The 22,138-nt window shown below is 53.1% G+C and carries 21 protein-coding genes and 1 tRNA gene; 14 read left to right on the top strand and 8 right to left on the bottom strand.

Annotation, left to right across the window (positions count from 1 at the left end):
* Nucleotides 1–173: 173 nt before the first annotated feature.
* The 7 genes from M2305_RS14580 to nadC all read left to right on the top strand — a co-directional run bounded on the left by M2305_RS14580 (nucleotide 174) and on the right by nadC (nucleotide 8,101).
* On the top strand, nucleotides 174–1,181 hold the full coding sequence (locus tag M2305_RS14580; RefSeq protein WP_264649813.1) for an ABC transporter substrate-binding protein: 1,008 nt from the start codon (nucleotides 174–176) through the stop codon (nucleotides 1,179–1,181).
* Nucleotides 1,178–2,536, top strand: coding sequence for an amidohydrolase family protein (locus tag M2305_RS14575; protein WP_264649812.1), 1,359 nt, complete (start codon nucleotides 1,178–1,180; stop codon nucleotides 2,534–2,536). The genes M2305_RS14580 and M2305_RS14575 overlap by 4 nt, the downstream gene beginning before the upstream one ends.
* Before the next feature lie 105 nt (nucleotides 2,537–2,641).
* Nucleotides 2,642–3,712, top strand: a complete 1,071-nt coding sequence (locus tag M2305_RS14570) for an NAD(P)-dependent alcohol dehydrogenase (RefSeq protein ID WP_264649811.1) — start codon at nucleotides 2,642–2,644, stop codon at nucleotides 3,710–3,712.
* A 101-nt stretch (nucleotides 3,713–3,813) separates the two neighbouring features.
* Nucleotides 3,814–4,695, top strand: coding sequence for an NUDIX hydrolase (locus M2305_RS14565; protein WP_264649810.1), 882 nt, complete (start codon nucleotides 3,814–3,816; stop codon nucleotides 4,693–4,695).
* 81 nt (nucleotides 4,696–4,776) lie between these two features.
* Entirely contained in the window at nucleotides 4,777–5,760 is a 984-nt protein-coding gene (gene nadA / locus M2305_RS14560) for a quinolinate synthase NadA (protein WP_264649809.1), read from the top strand.
* A gap of 2 nt (nucleotides 5,761–5,762) precedes the next feature.
* The gene (locus M2305_RS14555; protein WP_264649808.1) at nucleotides 5,763–7,232 is read left to right on the top strand and encodes an L-aspartate oxidase; all 1,470 of its coding nucleotides are present in this window, start codon (nucleotides 5,763–5,765) and stop codon (nucleotides 7,230–7,232) included.
* A gap of 11 nt (nucleotides 7,233–7,243) precedes the next feature.
* On the top strand, nucleotides 7,244–8,101 hold the full coding sequence (gene nadC / locus M2305_RS14550; RefSeq protein ID WP_264649807.1) for a carboxylating nicotinate-nucleotide diphosphorylase: 858 nt from the start codon (nucleotides 7,244–7,246) through the stop codon (nucleotides 8,099–8,101).
* Between the two features lie 61 nt (nucleotides 8,102–8,162).
* Here nadC and M2305_RS14545 read toward each other — a convergent pair whose 3' ends face one another.
* The gene (locus M2305_RS14545) at nucleotides 8,163–10,241 is read right to left on the bottom strand and encodes a phosphocholine-specific phospholipase C (RefSeq protein ID WP_264649806.1); all 2,079 of its coding nucleotides are present in this window, start codon (nucleotides 10,239–10,241) and stop codon (nucleotides 8,163–8,165) included.
* Between the two features lie 243 nt (nucleotides 10,242–10,484).
* Here M2305_RS14545 and petA point away from each other — a divergent pair, with 243 nt between their 5' ends.
* Genes petA through M2305_RS14530 form a run of 3 tightly spaced genes read left to right on the top strand, consistent with a single transcriptional unit; the run spans nucleotide 10,485 to nucleotide 13,029 of the window.
* On the top strand, nucleotides 10,485–11,141 hold the full coding sequence (gene petA, locus M2305_RS14540) for a ubiquinol-cytochrome c reductase iron-sulfur subunit (RefSeq protein ID WP_264649805.1): 657 nt from the start codon (nucleotides 10,485–10,487) through the stop codon (nucleotides 11,139–11,141).
* 8 nt (nucleotides 11,142–11,149) lie between these two features.
* A complete protein-coding gene (locus M2305_RS14535; protein WP_264649804.1) occupies nucleotides 11,150–12,346 on the top strand; it encodes a cytochrome b in 1,197 nt (398 codons plus the stop codon).
* The gene (locus M2305_RS14530) at nucleotides 12,343–13,029 is read left to right on the top strand and encodes a cytochrome c1 (protein WP_264649803.1); all 687 of its coding nucleotides are present in this window, start codon (nucleotides 12,343–12,345) and stop codon (nucleotides 13,027–13,029) included. The genes M2305_RS14535 and M2305_RS14530 overlap by 4 nt, the downstream gene beginning before the upstream one ends.
* A 70-nt stretch (nucleotides 13,030–13,099) precedes the next feature.
* Here M2305_RS14530 and M2305_RS14525 read toward each other — a convergent pair whose 3' ends face one another.
* From M2305_RS14525 to ypfJ, 4 genes are all read right to left on the bottom strand, one after another.
* Entirely contained in the window at nucleotides 13,100–13,558 is a 459-nt protein-coding gene (locus M2305_RS14525; protein WP_264649802.1) for a c-type cytochrome, read from the bottom strand.
* A 152-nt stretch (nucleotides 13,559–13,710) separates the two neighbouring features.
* Nucleotides 13,711–14,607: a cytochrome-c peroxidase gene (locus M2305_RS14520; RefSeq protein WP_264649801.1), complete on the bottom strand. Its 897-nt coding sequence runs from the start codon at nucleotides 14,605–14,607 to the stop codon at nucleotides 13,711–13,713.
* Nucleotides 14,607–15,125 (bottom strand): hypothetical protein, encoded by a 519-nt coding sequence (locus M2305_RS14515; RefSeq protein WP_264649800.1) that lies wholly within the window; start codon nucleotides 15,123–15,125, stop codon nucleotides 14,607–14,609. The genes M2305_RS14520 and M2305_RS14515 overlap by 1 nt, the downstream gene beginning before the upstream one ends.
* A gap of 155 nt (nucleotides 15,126–15,280) precedes the next feature.
* Nucleotides 15,281–16,138 carry a KPN_02809 family neutral zinc metallopeptidase gene (gene ypfJ / locus M2305_RS14510; protein ID WP_264649799.1) on the bottom strand — a complete coding sequence of 286 codons (858 nt, stop codon included), beginning with the start codon at nucleotides 16,136–16,138 and terminating at the stop codon, nucleotides 15,281–15,283.
* Between the two features lie 168 nt (nucleotides 16,139–16,306).
* On the opposite strand from ypfJ, the gene M2305_RS14505 reads away from it, so the two are divergent.
* The 3 genes from M2305_RS14505 (at nucleotide 16,307) to M2305_RS14495 (ending at nucleotide 18,211) form a co-directional block, all read left to right on the top strand.
* Nucleotides 16,307–17,089 carry a class I SAM-dependent methyltransferase gene (locus M2305_RS14505; protein ID WP_211509862.1) on the top strand — a complete coding sequence of 261 codons (783 nt, stop codon included), beginning with the start codon at nucleotides 16,307–16,309 and terminating at the stop codon, nucleotides 17,087–17,089.
* A 105-nt stretch (nucleotides 17,090–17,194) separates the two neighbouring features.
* Nucleotides 17,195–17,279, top strand: a tRNA-Leu gene (locus M2305_RS14500).
* A gap of 65 nt (nucleotides 17,280–17,344) precedes the next feature.
* Nucleotides 17,345–18,211, top strand: coding sequence for a DNA/RNA non-specific endonuclease (locus M2305_RS14495; RefSeq protein ID WP_264649798.1), 867 nt, complete (start codon nucleotides 17,345–17,347; stop codon nucleotides 18,209–18,211).
* A 25-nt stretch (nucleotides 18,212–18,236) separates the two neighbouring features.
* Here M2305_RS14495 and purU read toward each other — a convergent pair whose 3' ends face one another.
* A complete protein-coding gene (gene purU, locus M2305_RS14490; RefSeq protein ID WP_086633890.1) occupies nucleotides 18,237–19,115 on the bottom strand; it encodes a formyltetrahydrofolate deformylase in 879 nt (292 codons plus the stop codon).
* A 105-nt stretch (nucleotides 19,116–19,220) separates the two neighbouring features.
* On the opposite strand from purU, the gene M2305_RS14485 reads away from it, so the two are divergent.
* Nucleotides 19,221–19,679 carry a hypothetical protein gene (locus tag M2305_RS14485; protein WP_264649797.1) on the top strand — a complete coding sequence of 153 codons (459 nt, stop codon included), beginning with the start codon at nucleotides 19,221–19,223 and terminating at the stop codon, nucleotides 19,677–19,679.
* A gap of 9 nt (nucleotides 19,680–19,688) precedes the next feature.
* On the opposite strand, the gene M2305_RS14480 is transcribed toward M2305_RS14485, so the two are convergent.
* Both M2305_RS14480 and M2305_RS14475 read right to left on the bottom strand, forming a co-directional pair.
* The gene (locus M2305_RS14480; RefSeq protein WP_264649796.1) at nucleotides 19,689–21,092 is read right to left on the bottom strand and encodes a DUF2252 domain-containing protein; all 1,404 of its coding nucleotides are present in this window, start codon (nucleotides 21,090–21,092) and stop codon (nucleotides 19,689–19,691) included.
* A 92-nt stretch (nucleotides 21,093–21,184) separates the two neighbouring features.
* Entirely contained in the window at nucleotides 21,185–22,006 is an 822-nt protein-coding gene (locus tag M2305_RS14475) for an SDR family NAD(P)-dependent oxidoreductase (RefSeq protein WP_264649795.1), read from the bottom strand.
* Nucleotides 22,007–22,138 lie beyond the last annotated feature (132 nt).

The raw sequence follows: 22,138 nt of genomic DNA, 5'->3' as shown, positions 1-22,138 counted from the left end.
ACAAGACTTCGACCGCTTCTACTCGTTTCCGACACAAAACATGGTGGGCATTTGCCTGTCAATTACAAAAGCCGTTCTCATAAAAGCATTCCGATATTCTCAAATAGGCACTTTCATGAAAACCGTTTCGATTCATAAACTGTGGCTAAATGAAGAATGGAGAACGCTCCCGCATGTCCAGGATATCTCTCAGTCGTCGGAGAACCCTTTTGGGGGTGGCTGGAAGTCTCGGCGGATTATCCATGCCGCTCATCAGTAGGGCGCAAAATGCGGGGACGCCCGTCAAGCTTATAACATCCTGGTATGCACAAGCTGAGTTTGGTGGGTTTTATCAAGCTCTGGCCAAGGGGTATTACGCACAGGAAGGACTGGACGTCACGATAGAGGCTGCCAGCCCGCAAATGAATGTTCCTCAGCTTCTGGCTGCTGGCCGTGCAGATTTCATTACTGGCTACGACTTCCAGCTTCTTTCCGCCGTTGCCTCTGGAATTCCTCTTGTCGCTGTGGCCAGTACATTTCAGCACGATCAGCAGGGCCTGATGACGCATGCTGGTGTCACGGATCTCGCCCAGCTCCGTGACCACCCAATTCTGATAGCAGCATCTTCCCATGCGACGTTCTGGCCATGGCTCAAAAATCGCTTTGGTTACTGGGAAGAGCAGGCGAGGCCTTATTCGTTCAATATCCAGCCGTTTTTTCTGGATCCGGAAATGGCCGTTCAGGCTTATGCATCCTCCGAACTGTGGGATGCCAGACAGAAAGGAATGCCGGTCGAGTTTTTCCTGTTCAAGGATCTGGGTTATCCGCCCTATGGCGCTCCTATGGTCACGACGCAGCAGATGGTTGCGACCGATAAGAAAAAGGTAAGCAGCTTTGTGAAAGCGTCTTTGATGGGATGGCGTGATTATTTTCAAAACCCCGATCCGGGGAATGCTCTGATCCTCAAAGCTAACCCTAATATGACGCTGGAGCATCTGGCTTTCGGCTACGCCGGACTGAAAAAAGCAGATGCTCTGTCATCCCCAGATGTCAAAGAGCGAGGTCTTGGCGCTATGACGCTTGCCCGGTGGCAGGCCACACGGGACTTTATGGTCAGCCAGAACCTCTTGCCAGCCGATGCTGACTGGAAAAGTGCCTTCACCACAGAATTTGTGGATACTCTCCGGGTGATGCCAGCATGAGCTTACTGATACAGAATATCGGTGGAATTTTAACTGGACTACGCGGCGATGCCGCTCGACGTACCGGTGACATTCGCATTCGCGACGGCAGGATCACGGAAATCGGTCATTTGACACCTGGCTCTGGGGAGAAGGTTCTGAACGCCAAGGGAGGAATTGCAACTCCCGGACTTATCAGCACGCATCATCACCTTTTTCAAAGTGTACTCAAAGCAGTTCCAACAGCCATTAATAAGCCATTGGAGCCATGGCTTCGCCTTGTGCCCAACACCTACTGGAACCGCATAGATGAGCGGGCGCTCAATGTCGCGGCCCGAATTGGAATGGTGGAACTCCTCTTGTCGGGCTGCACGACGGTCGCTGATCATCATTACCTGTTTGCAGATATGTATGCATACGATCCGGCTGCCGTTCTGTTCGAAGCCGCTGAAGATCTTGGCCTGCGCTATGTTCTGGCACGTGGAGGCACCACGCGCGCTAGAAAATTCGATACGGACGACATTATTCCAGCCCCGACGGAGACGCTGGATGTGATGATGAAACGTGTCGAAGGGCTTGTCGGCCGGTATCATCAATCTGGCCCGAACGCGAAACGCCGAATTGCTTTGGCCCCTAATACGCCAACCTGGGGCGTCACGCCGGATGAGCTTCGGGAAATGGCTATTGCCGCCCGAAGCATGGGTATTTCGCTACACTCACATCTGTCTGAAACAGAGAACTATGTTCGGTTCTGTCTGGAAACTTACGGAATGCGGCCCCTTCAGTTTGTTGCCGAGCATGGCTGGGTTGGAGAAGACGTCTGGTTTGCGCATCTGGTTCATCTTGATGAGAGCGAACTGGCGCTTATGGCCCAAACCGGGACCGGTATGGCGCATTGCCCTCAGAGTAACTGCCGCCTTGGGTCAGGTATCGCGCCTGCACCGGCCTTGGACGCTCTGGGCGGGCGCGTATCGCTGGCAGTTGATGGGGCAGCATCCAATGAAGCCTGTGACATGGGGGCGGAGATGCATTGTGCGTGGATGATCCATCGTGCTGTTCACGGTGCTGACGCTGTCACGGCTGAGGATGTTATGCGTTGGTCAACATCCGCGGGAGCGCAAATCCTGGGGCTTCCCGATGTTGGCCGGGTTGAGGTCGGCGCAGCGGCGGATCTGGTTATCCATGGTCTGGATGCACCCAGATGTGCTGGATTGCATGATCCACTGATCGCTCCGGTCGTGTCAGGCGCCACAACTGTACGTCATGTCCTGATGGACGGTGTGCCCGTGGTAGTGGATGGCGCTATTCCCGGGCTGGATCTTGAGGCGTTACTGGCAGAGGCTCGGGACGCTGTTAGTTGTCTTACGCGTGCCTGAGGAAATCTGTGCGAACTCAGCATGGGTACAGTTCAGCGGGACTTCCTGTTAGAATGGACCAATCGTTTTGACGCTTTGATTCTTCTGTCTCGACAAGGACCTGCAATGCTTACCTGTGTTGGTTACGCGGCCTCCAGCCCGACATCTCCCTTGGCTCCCTTCGCTTTTGAGCGCCGTGACTGTGGTCCTTTGGACGTTCAGATTGACATTACCCACTGCGGTGTCTGTCACTCTGACATCCATACCGCACGGAGCGAATGGGGACCTGCTTCTTATCCATGCGTGCCGGGTCATGAGATTATCGGGCATGTCAAAGCGGTTGGCCCAGACGTAACACGCTTTAAAGTCGGTGACAGGGTGGGCGTGGGCTGCATGGTGAATTCATGCCGAACCTGCGCGTCCTGCGAGGCTGGTCTGGAGCAGTATTGTGATGCCAGCCCAACATGGACATACAACAGCCCCGATCCGGCATTCCCGGCAGAAGGCGCCTACACGTTCGGCGGATATTCACGCGCTATCGTTGTCGATGAAGGTTTCGTCCTGCGTATTCCCGAAAATCTTGATCCGGCGGCGGCGGCACCATTGCTTTGCGCCGGGATCACGACATGGTCTCCGTTGTCTCGCTGGAAAATCGGGGCAGGGCATCGTGTTGGTGTTGTCGGGCTCGGTGGACTTGGCCATATGGGGGTCAAATTTGCCGTTGCGCTTGGTGCCGAAGTGACGCTGTTCACAACGTCTCCAAGTAAAGTCGAAGATGGGAAGCGACTTGGTGCACACCGGGTTGTCATTTCCCGCGATGAACAAGCGATGGCTGCCGAGGCAAACCGCTTTGATTTCATTCTTGATGCTGTGTCGGCAGATCATGACATCAATGCCTACCTGTCCCTGCTGAAGCAGGACGGACATATGGTTCTTGTAGGACTGCCGGAAAAGCCGATGTCCGTTGGGGCCTTCAGCCTGGTTGCCAAGCGCCGTAGTCTGGCTGGCTCCGCTATCGGCGGTATTCAGGAAACGCAGGAAATGCTTGATTTCTGCGGGCAGCATAACATCGTCAGTGACGTGGAAATCATTCGGATGGATGAGATCAATCAGGCGTATGAGCGCGTCCTGCGTTCAGACGTCAAATACCGCTTCGTGATCGATATGGCGTCCATGCCAGACAGCATCGCAGATTGAAACCTTAGGGAGGGGAGGTGGTAGCAAGAAACTCCCAGCCTCCTTCCTGAGAAAAGTTTTACTTCTGGAGTTTCTAACCAACGGGAAGACATGATTTTAGAATGAATCATCACGTTGCGACGTGTCGGGCGGAACTGGTTGCCGTCCTGACCACCCTGCAGAACGGAACACCAGAAGTTCTGACCGTTCAGAACGGAGCGTGCTTACCTGCAGGCGCCCTGGAAACGGAACACTCGTCATTGCAGCGTGGTGTGCGCCATTGGGTAGAGGAACTCACGGGGTTCCGCCTCGGCCATGTTGAGCAACTCTATACGTTCGGGGACTCTGTTCCTGCTGAAACTGAACGGCTTGTGCGTATTTCCTACATGGCTCTGACGCGCGACAGTGGCGATCAGGCAGGATGGAGGGGATGGTATCAGTACTTTCCCTGGGAAGACCGCCGAACTGAAGGAAGCGTTGCCCTTCTCAAGACCATTGAGCGCTCACTTCTCAAGTGGGCTGCCCATGAGGAGGAAAAGCTCGACCGCTGTAAGGCCACGTTTGGCCTGAGCGGGGAAAGCTGGAACGACGAAGCCGTGCTGGAGCGTTATGAACTGCTGTGGGAGGCTGGGCTGGTTCAGGAGTCACCCCATTGTAGCGCCGGACTGGGAGAAAGTCCGATGCTCTGGGATCATCGGCGTATTCTCGCAACGGCGATGTCTCGTTTAAGAGCGAAAATCCGTTACACGCCTGTCGTGTTCGAGCTCGTGCCCGAAGAATTTACGCTTCTTCAACTCCAGCAAGCGATGGAAGCTCTTTCCGGGCGTTTGATGCACAAGCAGAATTTTCGTCGTTTGGTACAAAATCAGGATCTGGTCAGTGAAACCGATCGCTACGAGAGCGGGGTTCAGGGAAGACCTGCGCGGCTTTACAGGTTTCGGGCGGATAATTCTGAAAACTGCTATCTGACAGGGGCCAAGCTTCCACTGGGAACGTTCTCCTGAAAACGTGTTGACCGACAGGCTTGTGAATACGGTAAGATACATTATCCTCAATAGGAGCATAATGTTATTACGGAGTCCGTCATGGGCCGTCAGCATGTCTTGGAAAGCCGTGACAGGCTTTACGAACCTGTCTCCCGCCTGATGGCGCGGGAGGATTGGGAACGTTTATACGCGGATGACATCGAGGCTATTCTTCGCCTGAAACGCGAACGAAATGCCGTTATCCTGGCTCATAACTATCAAACGCCGGAAATTTTCCACTGTGTCGCGGACATCCGAGGAGACAGTCTGGCTCTGGCTCGTGATGCTCAGAACCTCGACGCAGACATCATTGTCATGGCGGGCGTTCATTTCATGGCGGAAACCGCCAAGCTGATGAATCCCGACAAGACGGTTCTAATTCCGGACGATCGGGCTGGCTGTTCTTTGGCAGAGAGCATAACGGCGGAAAACGTCCGGGCGATGAAGCGGCGCTATCCGGGGGTTCCGGTAGTCACCTACGTGAACAGTACAGCGGAAGTGAAAGCGGAAACAGACGTCTGCTGCACGTCGGGCAATGCCAGACGGGTTGTGGAAAGCCTGGGTGTTCCTCGTGTTATCATGATTCCAGACGAGTTTCTGGCTCAAAACATCGAGAACGAAACAGGCATCGAAATGCTGACCTGGGCGGGTCATTGTGAAGTGCATGAACGCTTTACACCGCAGGAAATTCGGCAGTATCGGCGAATTCATCCAGGTGTGACGGTCATAGCGCATCCTGAATGCCCGCCAGACGTGGTTGCCGAGGCGGACTATTCCGGCTCTACCGCCAATATGATTGACTACGTCGCGACGCACCGCCCGGAAAAAGTGTTGCTGATGACAGAATGCTCAATGAGCGACAATCTGGCCGCGCTGAATCCGGAAACCGAGTTTGTTCGCCCGTGTAATCTTTGCCCACACATGAAGCGCATTACGTTGGCAGGAATCCGCAGAGCGCTCGAAAAACTCGAAACTCCGGTAACCATCCCGTCCGAGCTTGAAGGGCGAGCCCGCATGGCGGTCGAGAGAATGCTGGCAATCTAATTGTGAAGGACATTCTTTTAAGTCACCTCGCTGGGCAACCCGTTATCGTAGGGGCAGGACTGGCAGGTCTTTCCGCTGCCCTGCACCTTCGCCAGCCCTGTGTTGTTCTCAGCCCGGCTCCGTTAGGGCACGAGGCGGCGAGTTCTTTGGCTCAGGGGGGAATTGCAGCCGCAGTTGGAGCAGAAGATTCACCGGATCTGCACGCTCAGGACACGTTAGCCGCAGGTGCCGGCCTCAGTGTTCCCCACATAGTGAAACTGATTACGAGCTCAGCACCTGACGCCATCAGGACCTTGCTCGAGTGGGGCGTCCCTTTTGCAAAAAAGGGCGAAGCGCTGGACCTGCATCTGGAAGCCGCGCATTCCAGGCACCGTATTCTCCATGTCGGCGGAGATGGAAGCGGTGCTGCGATCATGCAGACGTTGATAAAGCGTGTTCGAAGTCGCGATACCATCACTGTTCTGGAAGGAGCGCGACTAGAGGGCTTGGTTACGGAGGAAGAGCGCCTTGTTGGAGTCAGAACCTCACAAGGTTTTCTGCCCACTTCATGCTGTGTCATCGCATCCGGGGGCATCGGTGCTCTTTATGACTGTACCACCAGTCCTGAAACACTGACCGGGAACGGTCTGGCTCATGCTGCACGGGCTGGTGCCAGATTGGTCGATATGGAATTCACCCAGTTTCATCCAACTGCTCTCAAGGGCGTGGGCCAGACTGGCCGCAGACCTCTGGTGAGCGAGGCGGTACGCGGGGCGGGTGCTCTTCTGGTCGATGAAACTGGAAACAGATTTACGGAAGAACTCCAGCCACGCGATATCGTCGCGCGAGCGATTTCGGCTCATATTCAAAGCGGACACGACGTTTTTCTGGATACGCGGGCAATAGGAAAAACGCCCTTTAGTCTGAGGTTTCCGGGCATAACAGCGTTATGCATGGCCATGGGGATTGATCCAGACGCACAGCTCATCCCAGTCAGTCCAGCAATGCACTATCACATGGGTGGTCTGGATGTTGATGAGCAGGGGCGTACCTCTGTGCCGGGTCTGTGGGCCTGCGGAGAAGCGGCCTGTACCGGCCTTCATGGCGCTAATCGACTGGCGAGTAATTCATTGCTCGAAGCCTTCGTAACCGGGAAATGGGTCGCAGAAAGCGTCGATAGCAGCATGCTTCCAAAGGTGCCGTTCCGGGCGACTGCGCTGCGCGAAGTCAGCAATGCTCCTGCTGTGCATGATTTGGCCTCACTCATGAGCCAGTATGCCGGACTGCTCAGGGACGAGCGTGGATTGCAGGCCCTTTTTGAAACAATTCTTCCTGATATCCACGTTAGTAATGAAGCGCTCATTGCCGCGTTCGTTGCATCGTCTGCCCTGAGACGTAGGGAGAGCCGTGGAAGCCACTGGCGCACGGACTTTCCAAATCAAACGATGCCTAACCGAACTGTGCTGACCATAACTGATCTTCCTTCGCCATAAGGACACATTGCATGACCTTTCAGACCTTTCTGCCTGATCTTCTCTGGGAACCTGTAGTTCGTGCCGCGCTTGTTGAAGATCTCGGAACGGGCGGAGATGTGACGACACAGGCTCTTCTTGATCCTGAACAGCCCCTTCAGGCGGTTTTTCGTGCAAGACAAAATGGCGTTCTGGCTGGGTTACAGGGGGCCCAGCTTGCATTCAGTCTTCTTGACCGCAAGGCTGAGTTTATTTCTCACAGGCAGGATGGAGACAGGATTGGGGCCGGGGATGTTTTGGCCGTCATTGACGGGTCTGCGAGTACGGTTCTGGCAGGCGAACGCACGGCTTTAAATCTGCTCTCGCACCTAAGCGGCATCGCTACAGCGACGCGGGCGATCGTGGATGCTGTTCATGGCACGAAGGCTCGGATCTGCTGTACACGCAAAACACTTCCTGGCCTTAAAGCGGTTCAGAAATATGCGGTACGTGCAGGTGGGGGTGCCAGTCATAGATATCGGCTTGATGACGCTATCCTAATTAAGGACAATCATCTGGCTTTATGCGGAGGCGTCTCGGCAGCTTTGAAGGCGGCGCGTCAGCGGGCAGGGCATCTGATGAAGGTTGAGCTGGAGGTCGATACGCTGGACCAGCTCGAAGAAGCGCTCGCGGCTGGCGGAGCAGATGCGTATCTTCTCGATAATATGGCTGTGGAAACGCTCCGTAGAGCTGTCAAACTTATTGGTGGCCGCTCTATTGCTGAGGCATCTGGTGGAATTACACCGGAGACGGCGCGCTCGATTGCAGAGACCGGGGTGGACGTTTTATCGTTGGGCTGGCTTACACATACGGTCAAAGCGCTGGATATCGGCCTTGATATAAGCGGCTAAGCTGGTTTTTCCGGCAAGAGCATTCCAGAGTATGCTCTTGCCGAGAGTATGACTGTGTCCGTCAGGCCAGGACGTTGCCCATGGCAGGATCTGTGATGCTCGTTTGTCCGGTTTCTACATGCCCTGCAAATCGCGATTGATTGCCCGGTTCATCGGAGCAGGAGAGAACAAGATCATACCAGTGATGACTGGCGTCGAGATCGACAGACACGGATGCCGACTGATTTCCTTTAAGGGAAAGAAAACGGTCTTCCGCACCATAAGCGTTATCCTGGATCCTGACCTTCTTTTCTGTGGACGCAGTATTCTTTAGGTTTAGGACCAGATTGCCGGTCTGAGTATCTCCCCGCGCCTGAACCTGGATATCCATAGGTTTCGCGTTCTGGAAGTAACGCGCAAACCCATTTGGCCCGAGAATGGTGAAGTCGTGCTGTCCGGCGCTCTCTATTTGCCAAACGTCAGTGATGGCTTTTCCCGGCTCCAGAGTATGGCGGCGAGGGGTTTCCTCGGTTCCATCACGGTAAACGTAAAAACATGCCCCGGATGTGCCGTCATTGCGGATTTCGAAAGTCACGCTGTTTGCACTGGCCTCCAGGAGGTCTGCAGAGAGTTTGTAAGGCAGAGGTCGTGCCAAGCGCGCACCTCGTTCCTGGTCGCCGATATCGTCGAGCGTGCTCTGATGAGGAATAACGGGCGAGGGAAGTTTACAGGACGCGTCAGCAATTTTTCTGTAGGCGGCCGTGTCCGGAAGCGGCGGCTTAACCGTAGTTTTGCGCGAAAAATCGAACGCACTGGTCAAGTCGCCGCAGACTGCACGGCGCCATGGAGTGATATTGGTTTCCCTGACGCCAAAGCGGGCTTCGATGAAGCGTAGCACAGAGGTGTGGTCAAACACTTCGGAGCAGACAAAGCCCCCTGTGCTCCAGGGAGAGATAACGAAAGCTGGTACACGCGGCCCCAGGCCATAAGGAAGGTCGTCTGCCCTGTAGCGATCTGGCCTGAAGCTTTGGAGGTGATTGTGAATTTCGTCTCTCGTCGTCACCGTGCTCTGACCGGGGAGAACCGGTGTGGGAGGCTGTGGGGGCGGCATATGGTCAAAATACCCGTCGTTCTCATCATACATCACGAGAAAGACGGTTTTGGCCCAGGCATCCGGGTTTGCCGTCAGGGCATCGAGCGCGTGAGCAATAAAGGTTGCACCGTAGCCGGGCGTCCACCGGGGGTGTTCAGAATATGCCGCCGGAGGCAGGATCCATGACACCTGTGGTAGCCGATCCGCCAGAACATCCTGTTTCAAGTGGTCAAGTGTTCGCGCAGTCATGGCACGCTCATGCAAGGCTGATCCCGGCTTGGCGTCAGCGAAATTCTTGAAACACATCAGAACGTTTGTGCCGAAATTACCATTCTCAACATCGGCGCCAGACAGGCCCTGCTGGTAAACCTGCCATGACACACCGGCCTCCTGAAGGCGCTCAGGGTAGGTCGTCCAGGTGAAAGGTTCAGGCACCTTGGGATAAAAATCTCTGTCTACCCAATCCACATTATCGAGGATCGGGCCACCGCCTGTCGCATTGGGATCAACGGTGCCAGACATGAGGTAAAAACGGTTGGGGTGTGTCTGTGTCGGCGTGGAGCAGAAATAGTGATCGCAGACCGTGAACGCGTCAGCCAGAGCGTAATGGAAGGGAATATCTTCCCGTGTGTAATAGCCCATCGTCATATCTTTCTTGTGACGAGGCCATTGGTTGTTCCAGCCTTTGTTGATCGCTGCGTGCGTAGGAGCCCAGCTGTGGTCCAGATCAATCACGCATTCTGCACTGGTAGTTTGTGTCGGGAGATGGAACGGCGTGATCCAGCCATTTTCGGCTTTCTGCCGTTGCTGCCACCAGATCGGTTCGCGGTTTGGACCACGCACGACATGCCGGTCTCCATACCCTCGAACGCCTGACAGATGACCAAGATAGTGATCGAAAGATCGGTTTTCCTGCATCAGCACAACGATATGCTGGACGTCTTCGATCGTTCCTGTGTCCCGACGGGCAGGGATGGCACGGGCACGCTGAATGGATGGAAGAAGCGCACTGAGGGAAAAACCTGCTCCCAGACCTAGCACGCCGCGACGGTTCAGTTTTGTTGCCACCGTTGATCTCTTCCATACGCTCAATTGTGATAAGACGCTTATCAGTCTCGGCGGATGAAATCATCAAGGAATTTCAAGAGTTTCATGTCATTTTTATGAATGGGTATGGTGTTAAAAAGAGCGGGTTGGCCCCTGAAGGTGCATGATGAGAAACAGAGGCTCCGTTTCGTGCAGCGTATCTTTAAGATTGACTTCACCCATATGGGCTTGAATGATTTGAGCTGGTTATTTGAGTAGGACACCATGACACAGGATGATGCACCTCCTTCCTCGTCCCAACAGGGATTGGAAGAGGAAAACCACCCTCGGCGACGCGATGTGCTCGCGACAGTCACGCTGGGGATGGGCTGTGCAGGGGCCTGCGCGCTGGCATATCCATTTCTCAACAGTTTGAATGGTACGCAGAGCAGTCGCATTGGCGAAGATGATACTGTTGAGGTTGATTACTCGAAGCTGGCGCCGGGGCAGCAGCTTGTGGTGACGTGGCGTGGATGGCCGGTGTTCGTTCAGCGGCGTACACCCGAAATGCTGGCTTCGCTCCGTGTTCCTGAACTGGCGCATCGGCTGCGTGACCCAGAGTCCAAAATGCACCAGCAACCTCAGGATGCGATCAACTGGCATCGCTCTGTTGTACCTGAAATTGGCGTCCTGATCGGAATCTGTACGCATCTGGGGTGTGTGCCATCTTTTGACGCGCCATCGTCAGGCGATCGATGCGGGAAATATGCCTGTCCCTGCCATGGGTCCCAATTCGATATCGCAGGGCGGGCGTATAAGGATGCGCCAGCGCCCTATAATCTCCCAGTTCCGCCCGTGACGATAATTTCTGATCAGCACCTTCTCATTGGGAAGAGTAAAGGCGATCCAGATTTTGACATTGCGACGATCCAGCAGATCTGATTGCCCTCATGACCGATAAATCTCAAGATCTCTCCAGGTGGGTAGAGAAACGTCTCCCGATTGTTTCTTCTTTTCGGCGTGAATATGTTGACTTCGCGATGCCGAAAAACCTCAATTATCTATGGAATTTCGGTGCCTTTGCCACGGTTTCGCTCGGGATGCTTTTGCTGAGCGGGATCTTTCTTGCTCTTAATTACACTCCGACAATGTCAGATGCGTTTTCCAGCATAGAGACCATGGATCGGCAGGTCGCATCGGGCTGGCTGGTTCGGTCCATTCATATGGGCGGCGTTTCCATGCTGTTTGCCGCTCTCTACGTCCATGTCGCGAGAGGGCTTTATTACGGATCCTACAAAGCGCCTCGCGAACTGATCTGGCTCACTGGGCTGGGACTGCTTTTAATGGTCATGATAACGGCTTTCGCGGGGTACATTCTCCCGTGGGGGCAGATGTCCTATTGGGGCGCTACAGTTGTCGTGAATGCGCTCAATACTGTGCCATTGATCGGCAAAGCCCTGACGTCCTGGCTAATGGGAGGGGAGGGCCTTGGTAATGTTGCTTTACACAGGATTTACGTTCTTCATTTCCTGACAGCATTTTCTATTATCGGCGTCGTTGCGCTTCATATTGCAACATTGCATGTTGCTGGATCAAATAACCCGACAGGAATAGATCCTGAATTTTCTGATGAAACAGTCCCATTTCATCCCTATTATACGTCCAAGGATGGGTTGGGGCTTTGTTTTTTTCTTATCGTTTATGCAGCAGTTGTTTTTTTCGCTCCGGATTTTCTGACTCTTGCAGAGAATTACGTACAGGCAAACCCGCTTGTGACGCCTCAGGACATTACGCCGGAATGGTATTTTGCACCGTTTTATGCGATTTTAAGGGCGGTTCCTTCCAAACTTGGAGGCCTCATCCTTGCGACAGGAAGTATAGGCGTATTATTTGCGGTTCCATGGCTGGATAAGTCCCCGGTCAGATCCGCACAGTCTCGACCTCTCCTCCGACCAGCGCTTTTAATACTTTTCTTCTCGTTTATGGCTTTGGGTTTTGCTGGAATGCATCCACCCGCAGGAGGGTGGCTCTGGCTTAGCCGCGTTGCTGTTTTCTATTGGTATTTATATTTTCTGATACTTTTGCCACTTCAATCGCGTGGCGAAACATCATCTTCCTTGGGCTTCGCAAGAGAGGGCAGGGAATGAAATATCCTTTTTTAGTTTTACTCGCTCTTTTTTCTTTCAAAGCAGGCGCATCTACGCCTGAGCAGCGCGGGCTCCAGGTATTCAGGCAGGTTTGCAGTAGTTGCCACAGCTTGAACTATGTTGCTTATTCAGATCTTTCAGACCTCGGCCTGTCTGTGGCGGCCATCAAAGATTACGCTTCACAGCATCAGGTTGCCGATGGTCTTGACGATGATGGCGATCCTAAAACACGGCCAGCCCACCCGTCAGATCGAATTGGATCGCCTTATCCAAGTGAAAACCTGGCAAGACTAGCCAACCACGGTGGTCTTCCTCCAGATTTTTCACGAGTTGCTCTGACCCAACAAGGAGGCACGGCGCGCATTATTCAGATTTTGCAGTCTTATGCATCCGCCCCGGAAGGGACGGTGTTGCCTAAAGGCTCGTACTATAATCTGGCCATGAAGCATCGCCACATCGCGATGCCTCAGCCTCTACATGATGGTCAGGTCCAATACTCAGACGGAACGTCATCAACCATTCCCCAGATGTCGCAGGATATAGGTGCGTTTCTGGAATGGTCAGCCCATCCACATCTTCACACCAGACATAAGGTAGGCGTTTTTACCCTGCTTTACCTTATCGCGATGAGTATTTTGGTCTTTTTTCTCAAGAAGAGAATATGGAAAAAGGTTAAGAATTAGACTGTGACATCCCATATTTTCTTTAATGGGAAGTCACAGAAAATAGCTTTCGCTCTCTAAAAATGAGTTTTTATGGGAGCGGGTGGATGGAATTGAGTGCGGCCCGTTCTGAAACGATTTCTTTCGCTTTTTTTGGAGTGCCACGGGCAGCCTTGATTTCATCTTCAGAAAAAGCTGGAGCCTTTCCAGGCGTATTCAGGGACGAAACATACGTAAGAACCGCGGCAATCTGGCTGTCTGTCAGCGAATTGAAAGACGGCATAAAGCCCATATATGTCTCGTCTGAGACGTCAATCGCGCCATGGAGGCCATTCAGAAGAACGTCTTTCAGATAAGCCTTTCCTTCAGGAGATGAGGCGATTTTTCCAATTCTTCCGCTGAGGGGAGGAAACTGTCCCGGCGATCCAATTCCGGCGGCCTGATGGCATACGCTGCACTTGCTACTGTAGAGAGCCTGACCATCTTCTGCGTAAGCTATCGCTGTAGATCCGAACAGAAGTCCTATAACAAGAGCTGTAAGTTTGGTCATGAATGGTTCCCGACAGATCATCTGAGTGGAGCGGAGACCAACGGATGTATCAGTATCGAGGCCTCGTACCAAGCCATCGCTCCGGTTCAATTGAAAAGCGCAGTCGGATTTGTATAACGTGTGTGCAGACTAGCTACGTTATCCAGGGCTGATCATTGCGTGCTTATTGGGCATTCTTCAGATGGCAACCCCAAGCTGGCATCAGAAAGAAAATTATGATCCGTCAGCAGCTTAAGAAACGCCATCAGTTCTATCAGCTCTTTTTGCGAAAGCAGATTGCTTTTGGGGTGTGCCAGAATAGCTTTTCTGAGAGTGGGGGCAGAACCATCATGCAAATAAGGAGCGGTTACTTCGACATTCCGAAGAGAAGGCGTCCTGATGGGTTCGGAATAAGATGTCGACAGTGCATGGAATTCCTGATCAGTGAATAGGGGTGGTTGGTGACATGAGCTGCACTTTCCCTTGCCAAAGAATATCTTTTTTCCGTTTGTTTGTGACCGCGTCGCGCCGGATAACCTAAGATCCCACGGTGACTTATCGGAAATTAATTCTTGCTCGAAGGCCGACATGGCTTGGGCTACAGAACGGGCATCAATCGGAATATTTTTTTCAGGAAAGGCTTTTGAAAACAGAACGCGATAGCAAGGGTTTGCGAAGAGCCGACGCGCGAGCTCGGGCATGTCTGTCATGCCCATTTCCACTGGGTGATGGCCACTTAGCGGAATAAAGAACTGATCTTCCAGTGTTGTAACGTGTTGGTTGATCCAAGTGAGCGTATGAAATTGCCCAACATTCGCTAGGGGTGGAACATTCCGGATTCCGTCTTCATCTGTCACTCCCGGATGAGTTGGGTTCGCATCTGAGAAGGCATGACGCTGTTCGTGGCAGGTTGCACATGACATGCTCCCGTCACGAGAGAGGTCCGCGTCATAGAAAAGTCTGTGCCCCAGTTCGATTTTTGCAGCGGTTGGGGAAATATTCGCTGCTATCGCAGGAAATGCTGCTCCAGTCGTAAGAAAGCCCAGAAACAGCAGTGTGGGATAGCGCATCAGGGTAGGGCAGACACCATGACTGGCATATCCTGCAGACCGCTGCCCGCAAGTTGAAGCGTGTATTGCCCAGCTGGCAGCTGGAAATCTACCATTTTGCGGATACCCGAACAGTCGGGACCATGTTGATGATGCGTCGAAACGGCTAGTCCCGCCTGTCCAAGAACGTCAATCCATGTCTTGTTTGGCAGCATGATGCGATAAGTTCCCGACTGGGGAGCTTCGAAAGCAATCATCCCTCCATAGCTGACACTTCCGCCTGGTTCAGCGGGCCTCTGCAGGAAGTGAACGTCTGGAGTGTGTGCCAGATGAATGGCAGACGCGTGATTGAGCGTTAGGTGACTTGCAAAAAGACCAGCCTTGTCTGTGGCTGCGGTCAAAGGAGTGGGATTGCTCCAGCCCTCATACCCCGCAGGTAAAGAGGTCGCTCCAGGCGTACAAGATGCAGGTTCGGCCAGTGCTGTACCGGCGCTACAAAGCAGGGCTAGGGAGAGAACACTGGGCAGGATGTGCTTCATGGTCATGGTTTCCAGCAGAAGCTCTAAGATGCGCCTATTGAAGCACCAGAATAGGGAAATTTTCCAGAGGTATGACGGCATCGAAACGTGTCAGATGTCTTGCCTCTGGGCATTGCAGGCACGTTTTAGTTCTCCATGCCCAGAGGCAAGAAAGATTAGAGCGCGGGGGCGTTAAACGTATCGCAGCGTTTGATATCTCCGCTTTCCAGTCCGCGCTTAAACCACGCGACTCTTTGGGCAGATGTCCCGTGGGTGAAGCTGTCCGGGACAACATAACCTTGAGCTTTGCGCTCCAGGCGATCGTCACCAACGGCTGAGGCTGCGTTCATGCCCTCTTCAATATCTCCCGTCTCAAGGAAGTGGCGGGTATCGTTCGCGCGCTTGGCCCAGACCCCTGCGAAACAGTCCGCCTGCAACTCAACACGGACAGAAAGGCCATTCGCCCCTTTTTGGGCAGCGCTGCCCTGTTGATTGACCTGCTGCATAATGCCCAGCTCATTCTGGACATGGTGCCCGACTTCATGAGCCACGACGTAGGCCTTGGCGAAGTCGCCACTGGCTCCCAGACGATCCTGCAATTCCTGAAAGAACTGGAGATCCAGATAGACCTTATGGTCGGCAGGGCAATAGAATGGACCTACGGATGTCTGTGCATACCCGCAACCAGACTGTGTCCCGCCAGAAAAGAGAACCAGACCGGGATCATGATAGGTTCGGCCCATTTGCTGAAAAGTGCTGCTCCAGACATCTTCGGTTGAGCCGAGAATACGGGCGATGAATTTTCTGCCGGGGTCATCTTTTGCTGCCTGAGGCCGGCTGGTCGCCGCTGTGTTTGCTGTCGGTCCATTTTCCAGAAGGTTCAGGACTACACGGGGGTCTACGCCGAAGTACAGCGCCCCTATGACAAGGATGACACCGCCAATCCCTCCGATCCTCAAAGGGCCGCGTCCTCCGCCTCCGGAACCACGTCGATCATCAATGTTGGTGCTTTCCCGTTGGTCGTCGAGACGCATGTGTGCTTTGCCCTGTTGCCGTTTCCCGGATGGGATGATTGCTAAATTATCCTTTATCAGATTTCGCGATTGTAAAGCACCGTTTGAACACCAGGCTTTGAAGAAGTGTGAAGACAGCCTCTACAACCTCGTGTCACAGTCACGACATCTGCAACAGGAGTCATTATCATGCTGTCGAGATCCGGTTTTCTGTTGGCCTTGTCATGTTTGACAGCCACGCCAGCATTGGCTGGCCCAAGTTTGGATCAAGCTCTCAAACTTTCAGAGCGAACGCCGGCCTTCGTCGCCCGTGACAGTGTTCGACACCCGCTGGAAGAGCTGCAGTTTTTCGGGATAACTCCGACGTCCAATGTCGTAGAGATCTGGCCTGCTGGAGGGTACTGGACCCAAATTCTTGCGCCGTATCTTCGTGACCAAGGCACTTATACAGTCGCTCTCGGGCCGGCAGATATCAAAAAGCAGAGTATTGCCAAGCTTCAGGCGACGCATCCGGATATCTACGGAGCCGTCAAAACCACTCGTTTTGATGCAGAGAATTTGAATTTCGCACCGGCAGACAGTGCGGATCTCGTCATGACATTCCGGAATATGCACAACTGGATGGAAGCTGGAAATGCCCCGCAAATGCTGGAGGCAATTCACAAAGTGCTGAAGCCTGGCGGTATTCTGGGTATTGAAGACCATCGCGGAAACACCAGCGCTCCGCAGGACCCGCAGGCAAAAGATGGCTATGTGAGACAGGCCTACGCTATTCAGATGATTGAGAAAGCGGGTTTCAAGCTTGTTGGAAGCTCCGAAATCAACGCTAACCCCCGGGATACGGCACAGTGGCCCAAAGGGATCTGGACCCTTCCTCCAACATACGCTCTGGGCCAGGTTGATCGCGCCAAATATGCCGCCATCGGGGAAGGGGACAATTTTGTTCTGAAATTCCAGAAGGTTGGAAATTAACTCCTAAATCCATTTTCTTTCTGTGAGGTGTGATTTTTCAGTCATTTAGGTCGTTGATAGCCATTGCAAGAGCCGTGGAGATCGTCTAGACCCACTTCACAGTCTGCGGGCATGGTGGAATTGGTAGACACGCCAGATTTAGGTTCTGGTGGCGCAAGCTGTGGGGGTTCAAGTCCCTCTGCCCGTACCAGTCATTTTCAATATCCTCGTTGTTCCGGCAGACAAGATTGTCTGGCATTAGGTCTGTGAGGGGCGTTGAAATATCTTCCGCTTGGTTTCGTCGGGTTTCTGGTTGTCGCATGTCCGGCACATGCGGCTTCGTGCCCGGCCTTATTTGCCAAAGGCGTTCCCCCCGCACTTCTGTCAGAGACCGCGCGATCAGGCACCGTTCAGCTCTGTAATGACCATTACGCCGTTCTGGTTTCAGAAGCGACAAAAGGCCCGCTCTGGGCTGCTGAAGACCTGACCGAAGAAAATCTTGAAATTGCCGATGACACGAACCGGCAAGGAAAATTCTTTCCCGATATGAGGCTGCCAGCCTCCATGCGTGCGTCACTGACCGACTACAGAGCCTCAGGCTACGACCGGGGGCATATGACACCGAGCGGCAATGAGCCGGGTCTTGCGTCTCAGCAGCAGTCTTTCCTGCTGTCCAATATTGTTCCCCAAACGGGTGAGTTGAACCGTGGACCGTGGGAAGGTGTTGAAAGCGCTGTCAGAGGGTGGGCACGCCAAGAGGGCGAAATATTCGTCGTTACCGGCCCCGGATACGATCCCGAGCACACAGCAAAGATTGGAAGAGGGCGTATTCCGGTTCCCGCTGTGACATGGAAAGCCATATACGATCCAGCCTCTAACGGGACGGGCGCCTATGTGTGCCTGAACACTCGCAAACCAACCTGCAAGATCATAGCCGTTGCGCTTCTGATGCAACTCGTGAATGTGGACCCGTTTCCTGCGCTTCCGCAGTCCATGAAGGAACAGGCTGTAGGCATGCCGCCGATCAGGGAAAGCCCTTATGCACTTTCCAAGCGTCCTCGTAGCAACAGGCTACTCAAGGAGTGGGGTTCCAAAGCGGCACAGAAGGCGATCAAGGCTCTCGTCAAGGCGCTTGTTCAATAAGCGCCTTGGTCGGCCGCTTTCTCGCTCAGGGTGTGAAAACAATCGTCTTGTTTCCATTCAGAATGGCTCGCCGCTCTATGTGATACCGTACAGCGCGAGCGAGCACGCGACGCTCGATATCACGTCCCTTACGGATCAGGTCTTCCGGGTCGTCAGCGTGAGAGATCCGCTCAACGTCCTGCTCGATGATCGGCCCTTCATCCAGATCGCTGGTGACATAATGGGCCGTTGCACCAATAAGCTTTACACCACGGCTAAACGCCTGATGATAGGGGCGAGCGCCTTTAAAACCTGGTAGAAAGGAATGGTGAATGTTGATGCAACGTCCAGAAAGGCGAGTGGCCATTTCGTTGGAAAGGACCTGCATATATCGCGCCAGAACAGCCAGTTCAGCCCCACTCTCCTGAAAAACAGTCCAGATGCGCTGTTCCTGTTCCGCCTTGGTATCTTTGGTAATGGGAAGATGGTGAAATGGAACACCATGGAAATCCAGATCAGCATAGGTTTCCCGAGCATGATTGGAGATGATGCCGACCGGATCTATCTGTAATTCGCCGATACGCCAGCGATAGAGAAGGTCCACAAGGCAATGATCAAAGCGGGACACAAAAAGGAGAACTTTCTGGCGCTTTGAGATGTCACTGATTTGCCAGTCCATCGAGAAATTTTCCGCCAGACGGGAAAATTCTGTTTTCAACTGGGTTTCGGATAACGCTTCTTTTGCCACATCGAAAACAATTCGCATGAAGAACTGCGTACTGCCTGTGTCATCAAACTGCTGTGCTTCCGTGATGTTGGCACCAAGTTCGTAAAGGCGCTGGCTGATTGCCGCTACAATGCCAGGTCGGTTAGGGCAGCTTAGGGTGACTACGAACGTTGTAAGCGTAGATGACTGACGGATCATGAAAAGAGGGGTCCAGGGTTGAATGACTGCTTGGCAGGGTGACGGCTTAGTCCCACCCTATACGCTTGGGATCAGAGACAAGCAAAGCACGGTGCAGGGGACTTTATGAAAATCTACGATTATCTGCTAGCGGGATCGTTCCTGTTCTTCGTTGCTCTGTCCGGGACTGCAAACGCGGCCGCCCAGAAAGAGGCTGCTCCGTCACCCGCAGAGCAAAAGCTCATTTCGCGTCAGATCGCCTCTATTCGTGATCCTCAAGAGAGGAATGCCGTGGCGACGCAAGGAACGGCATGGCTTATGACAACCTATCTCTGTCAGTCTGCCGCCAGACGCGAACTCGTGAGGCAGGGCAGTTCAAGTAATCGCTTTTTTCTTCAAGACGACAAGCCTAAGAGCCAGAGAGTGATCAACGCGTCTCTGATACAAGGGCGAGGGCAATATCAGATGAAGACCAACCCTATTGAGTGGGTGACATTCACATGGGAATGTCACCTAGACCCCAGCACCGGGAAAGTCCGAAAGTTCGACGTGAAGACGAAAAATCCGGTCCGGACCTTCCCATAATGCATATCCTTACGCAGACTTTTGACTAAGTTCACCGCTTTCCAGAGCTGAACAAAACGTCTTCCAGTCCTTGTGAGTCTGGTCCGCATATGTCTCAGAGAACTCCGCTACGGCCGCAGCAAACGAAGCTCCTTTGCCCAGATATCCAGAGATCATACTGACATTTCCAGAGCGTGCATGGGCTCGAGCTAACGTACGGCCGCATAATTTTGCGTAGTCCGCCAGACCATCCTGAGCAACGTCTGAACCAATTGCAGCTAATCGGCTGTCTTTCACGCGACGAACGTAAAACTGCCGTCCGCTTCCGGATAGATCTGGTGTGTCACTGGAGGTCGAGGCATTACTGTGCGTCCATCCGAGGAAGGTGTCAGATACAGCCTGCATGATCCTTTGGCCTGTTACGACACGTTCGCCCTGATTGGCGAATGGTGAGGTCCGCGTATCAGCCTGTAGAACGGAAACCTGAGCTTCCTTGATCTGCAGGAGCATAGTTTCACCATCGGCGGTCGAGAACAGTCCGATCGCGCAGAATGTCCCGACGCTTCCGATCCCAACAACCTTGAAAATAACGTCTTTAAGGGTGTAGCGACGTAGCAGAATGGCGCGTTCTAACGGCTGCGTTTCAACGTATCGGTTGAAGGCAAGACGAATGGTTTCTTCCTGCTCTGGCAACCGCATGACAAGCGGTGGCTTTTCTTTGAAAGACGGATTTTTTCCGTCGCTGGCGATCAGGCCGAAATGCCCTTTCGCCGCCTCCAACCGGTCGGACAAAAGTTTTTCGGCACGAGCCCGAACTTTCTGATCGTCGAAGCCGGCAATAGCTGCGGTCAGGTCAATTCGCTCTGACCAGATCTGAAGTGGGGTCATCGCGGCTAGTCGCGTCATCTGCTCGCAATATGACAGGGACATATTAGCGGCAAGATCTCTAGCCCCCTTGCTGGATAACCCATTTTCCTGACCTGCAAGAACCAGAGACGTTCCCAGGCGCTTGATATCCCATTCGAATGGCGCCTTCAGGGTTTCATCAAAGTCATTGATATCAAAGACCGGTACGCCTTCCGGAGACGAATAACTGCCGAAATTAGCAAGATGGCAGTCTCCACAAGACTGAACGTCAATGCCGGATGCTGGGGTTGATGCGAGGTCTTGCGCCATAACAATCGCTGCGCCGCGGAGGAACGTGAAGGGAGACACCTTCATTCGGTCATAGCGGACAGGCAAAAGAGACGGGATCCGGTCCTTACCCTGTTGAGATAGAAGGCTTACAGGGCTTTGCCGGGTCGAAGGAGAACTCCACTCGGCATGAGCTCCACGCGGAATTTTCTTTCTAAGCTTGGCCCCCTGACAATGGCTTTCTTTGCGCGTCAAAAGATCAGAGGCATGAGCAGTTATCTTTGGCGACGTATTCTGCATGGATTATTCTGCCTTCCTATAGATCTGTTTTGAGCGACGGATTGTAGGGTCAGGAGATCGAGCTTTCCGCTCCCGTGAGAAAGCTGCCCGAGTTACTGTCGGCTTGTCTGTTTCTGGAGAAACTTCTGAAAGCCCCGTTTTCCAAAGAACGTGAGCGCTGGCATGCTAAGACGCAGAAGCGTAGGCATCAGCAGGCAAAGGCCACCGAAAATTCCGTCGAGTGTCGGAAGAAAACGCTCCAGTTTTGGTTTGCGAATGAGCTTCAGAATTTCGCACGCAACGTCTTCTGGCTTCGCGGGATCACTAACGAAATTGAGAACCGAGCCACCGTTTTCCATTTCCTGGCGTAGCATCCCAGTTTCCACAGCGCCCGGGAAGATAGAGGAAACAGAAATACCCTTGGAACGCACTTCCTGAGCTAATGATAATGCAAAGTTACGCAATCCTGCCTTTGTGGCGCCGTAGACACTACTTCCGGCCAAAGGAATTGTTGCAGCCATCGAATTTACCAGAATGATCCGACCACCAGCCGGAATTTTTGGCAGTAGAAGAGACGTCAGAGTAATGGGTGCGGTCAGGTTAATCGATATTTGCCGTATAATATCTTCTGGTGGGGAATTTTCTATCGTGCTTGGATTTATGATTGCGGCGCAATGAAGTAAAACGTCAATATGAGAAATTTTTTCCGAAATTTTCTTATTGATCTGACCGATATCGTGCAAGTTCGCAGCATCGTATTTGATATGTGTCAGTGCCTTATGCGATATATCCGGGGCAGTGCGGGACAGCGCGACGACAACGTGCCCTTGGTCCAACAGTTTTTGGGTAACGATCGTCCCGATGCCTCCAGACGCGCCCGTAAGAACGATGGTTTTAGAGGCGGAGACCGGCCTGCAGTGTGACTTGAAAGGCATCTAGGAAACAATCGTTGTGAGCATGGAGAGAACGTCAGGCGAGAAGAATTTGAAAGCGACGATACTCATACTCCTATTTCCCGTAAATTAAATCTAGAGGGATCAGGCATATTTTGAAATAAATTAATTTTA

It is taken from the genome of Gluconobacter cerinus, from assembly GCF_025961355.1.
Lineage (GTDB): Bacteria > Pseudomonadota > Alphaproteobacteria > Acetobacterales > Acetobacteraceae > Gluconobacter > Gluconobacter cerinus.
Note: the sequence above shows the minus strand (reverse complement) of the source record. Positions and strands in the feature narration are given on the sequence as shown.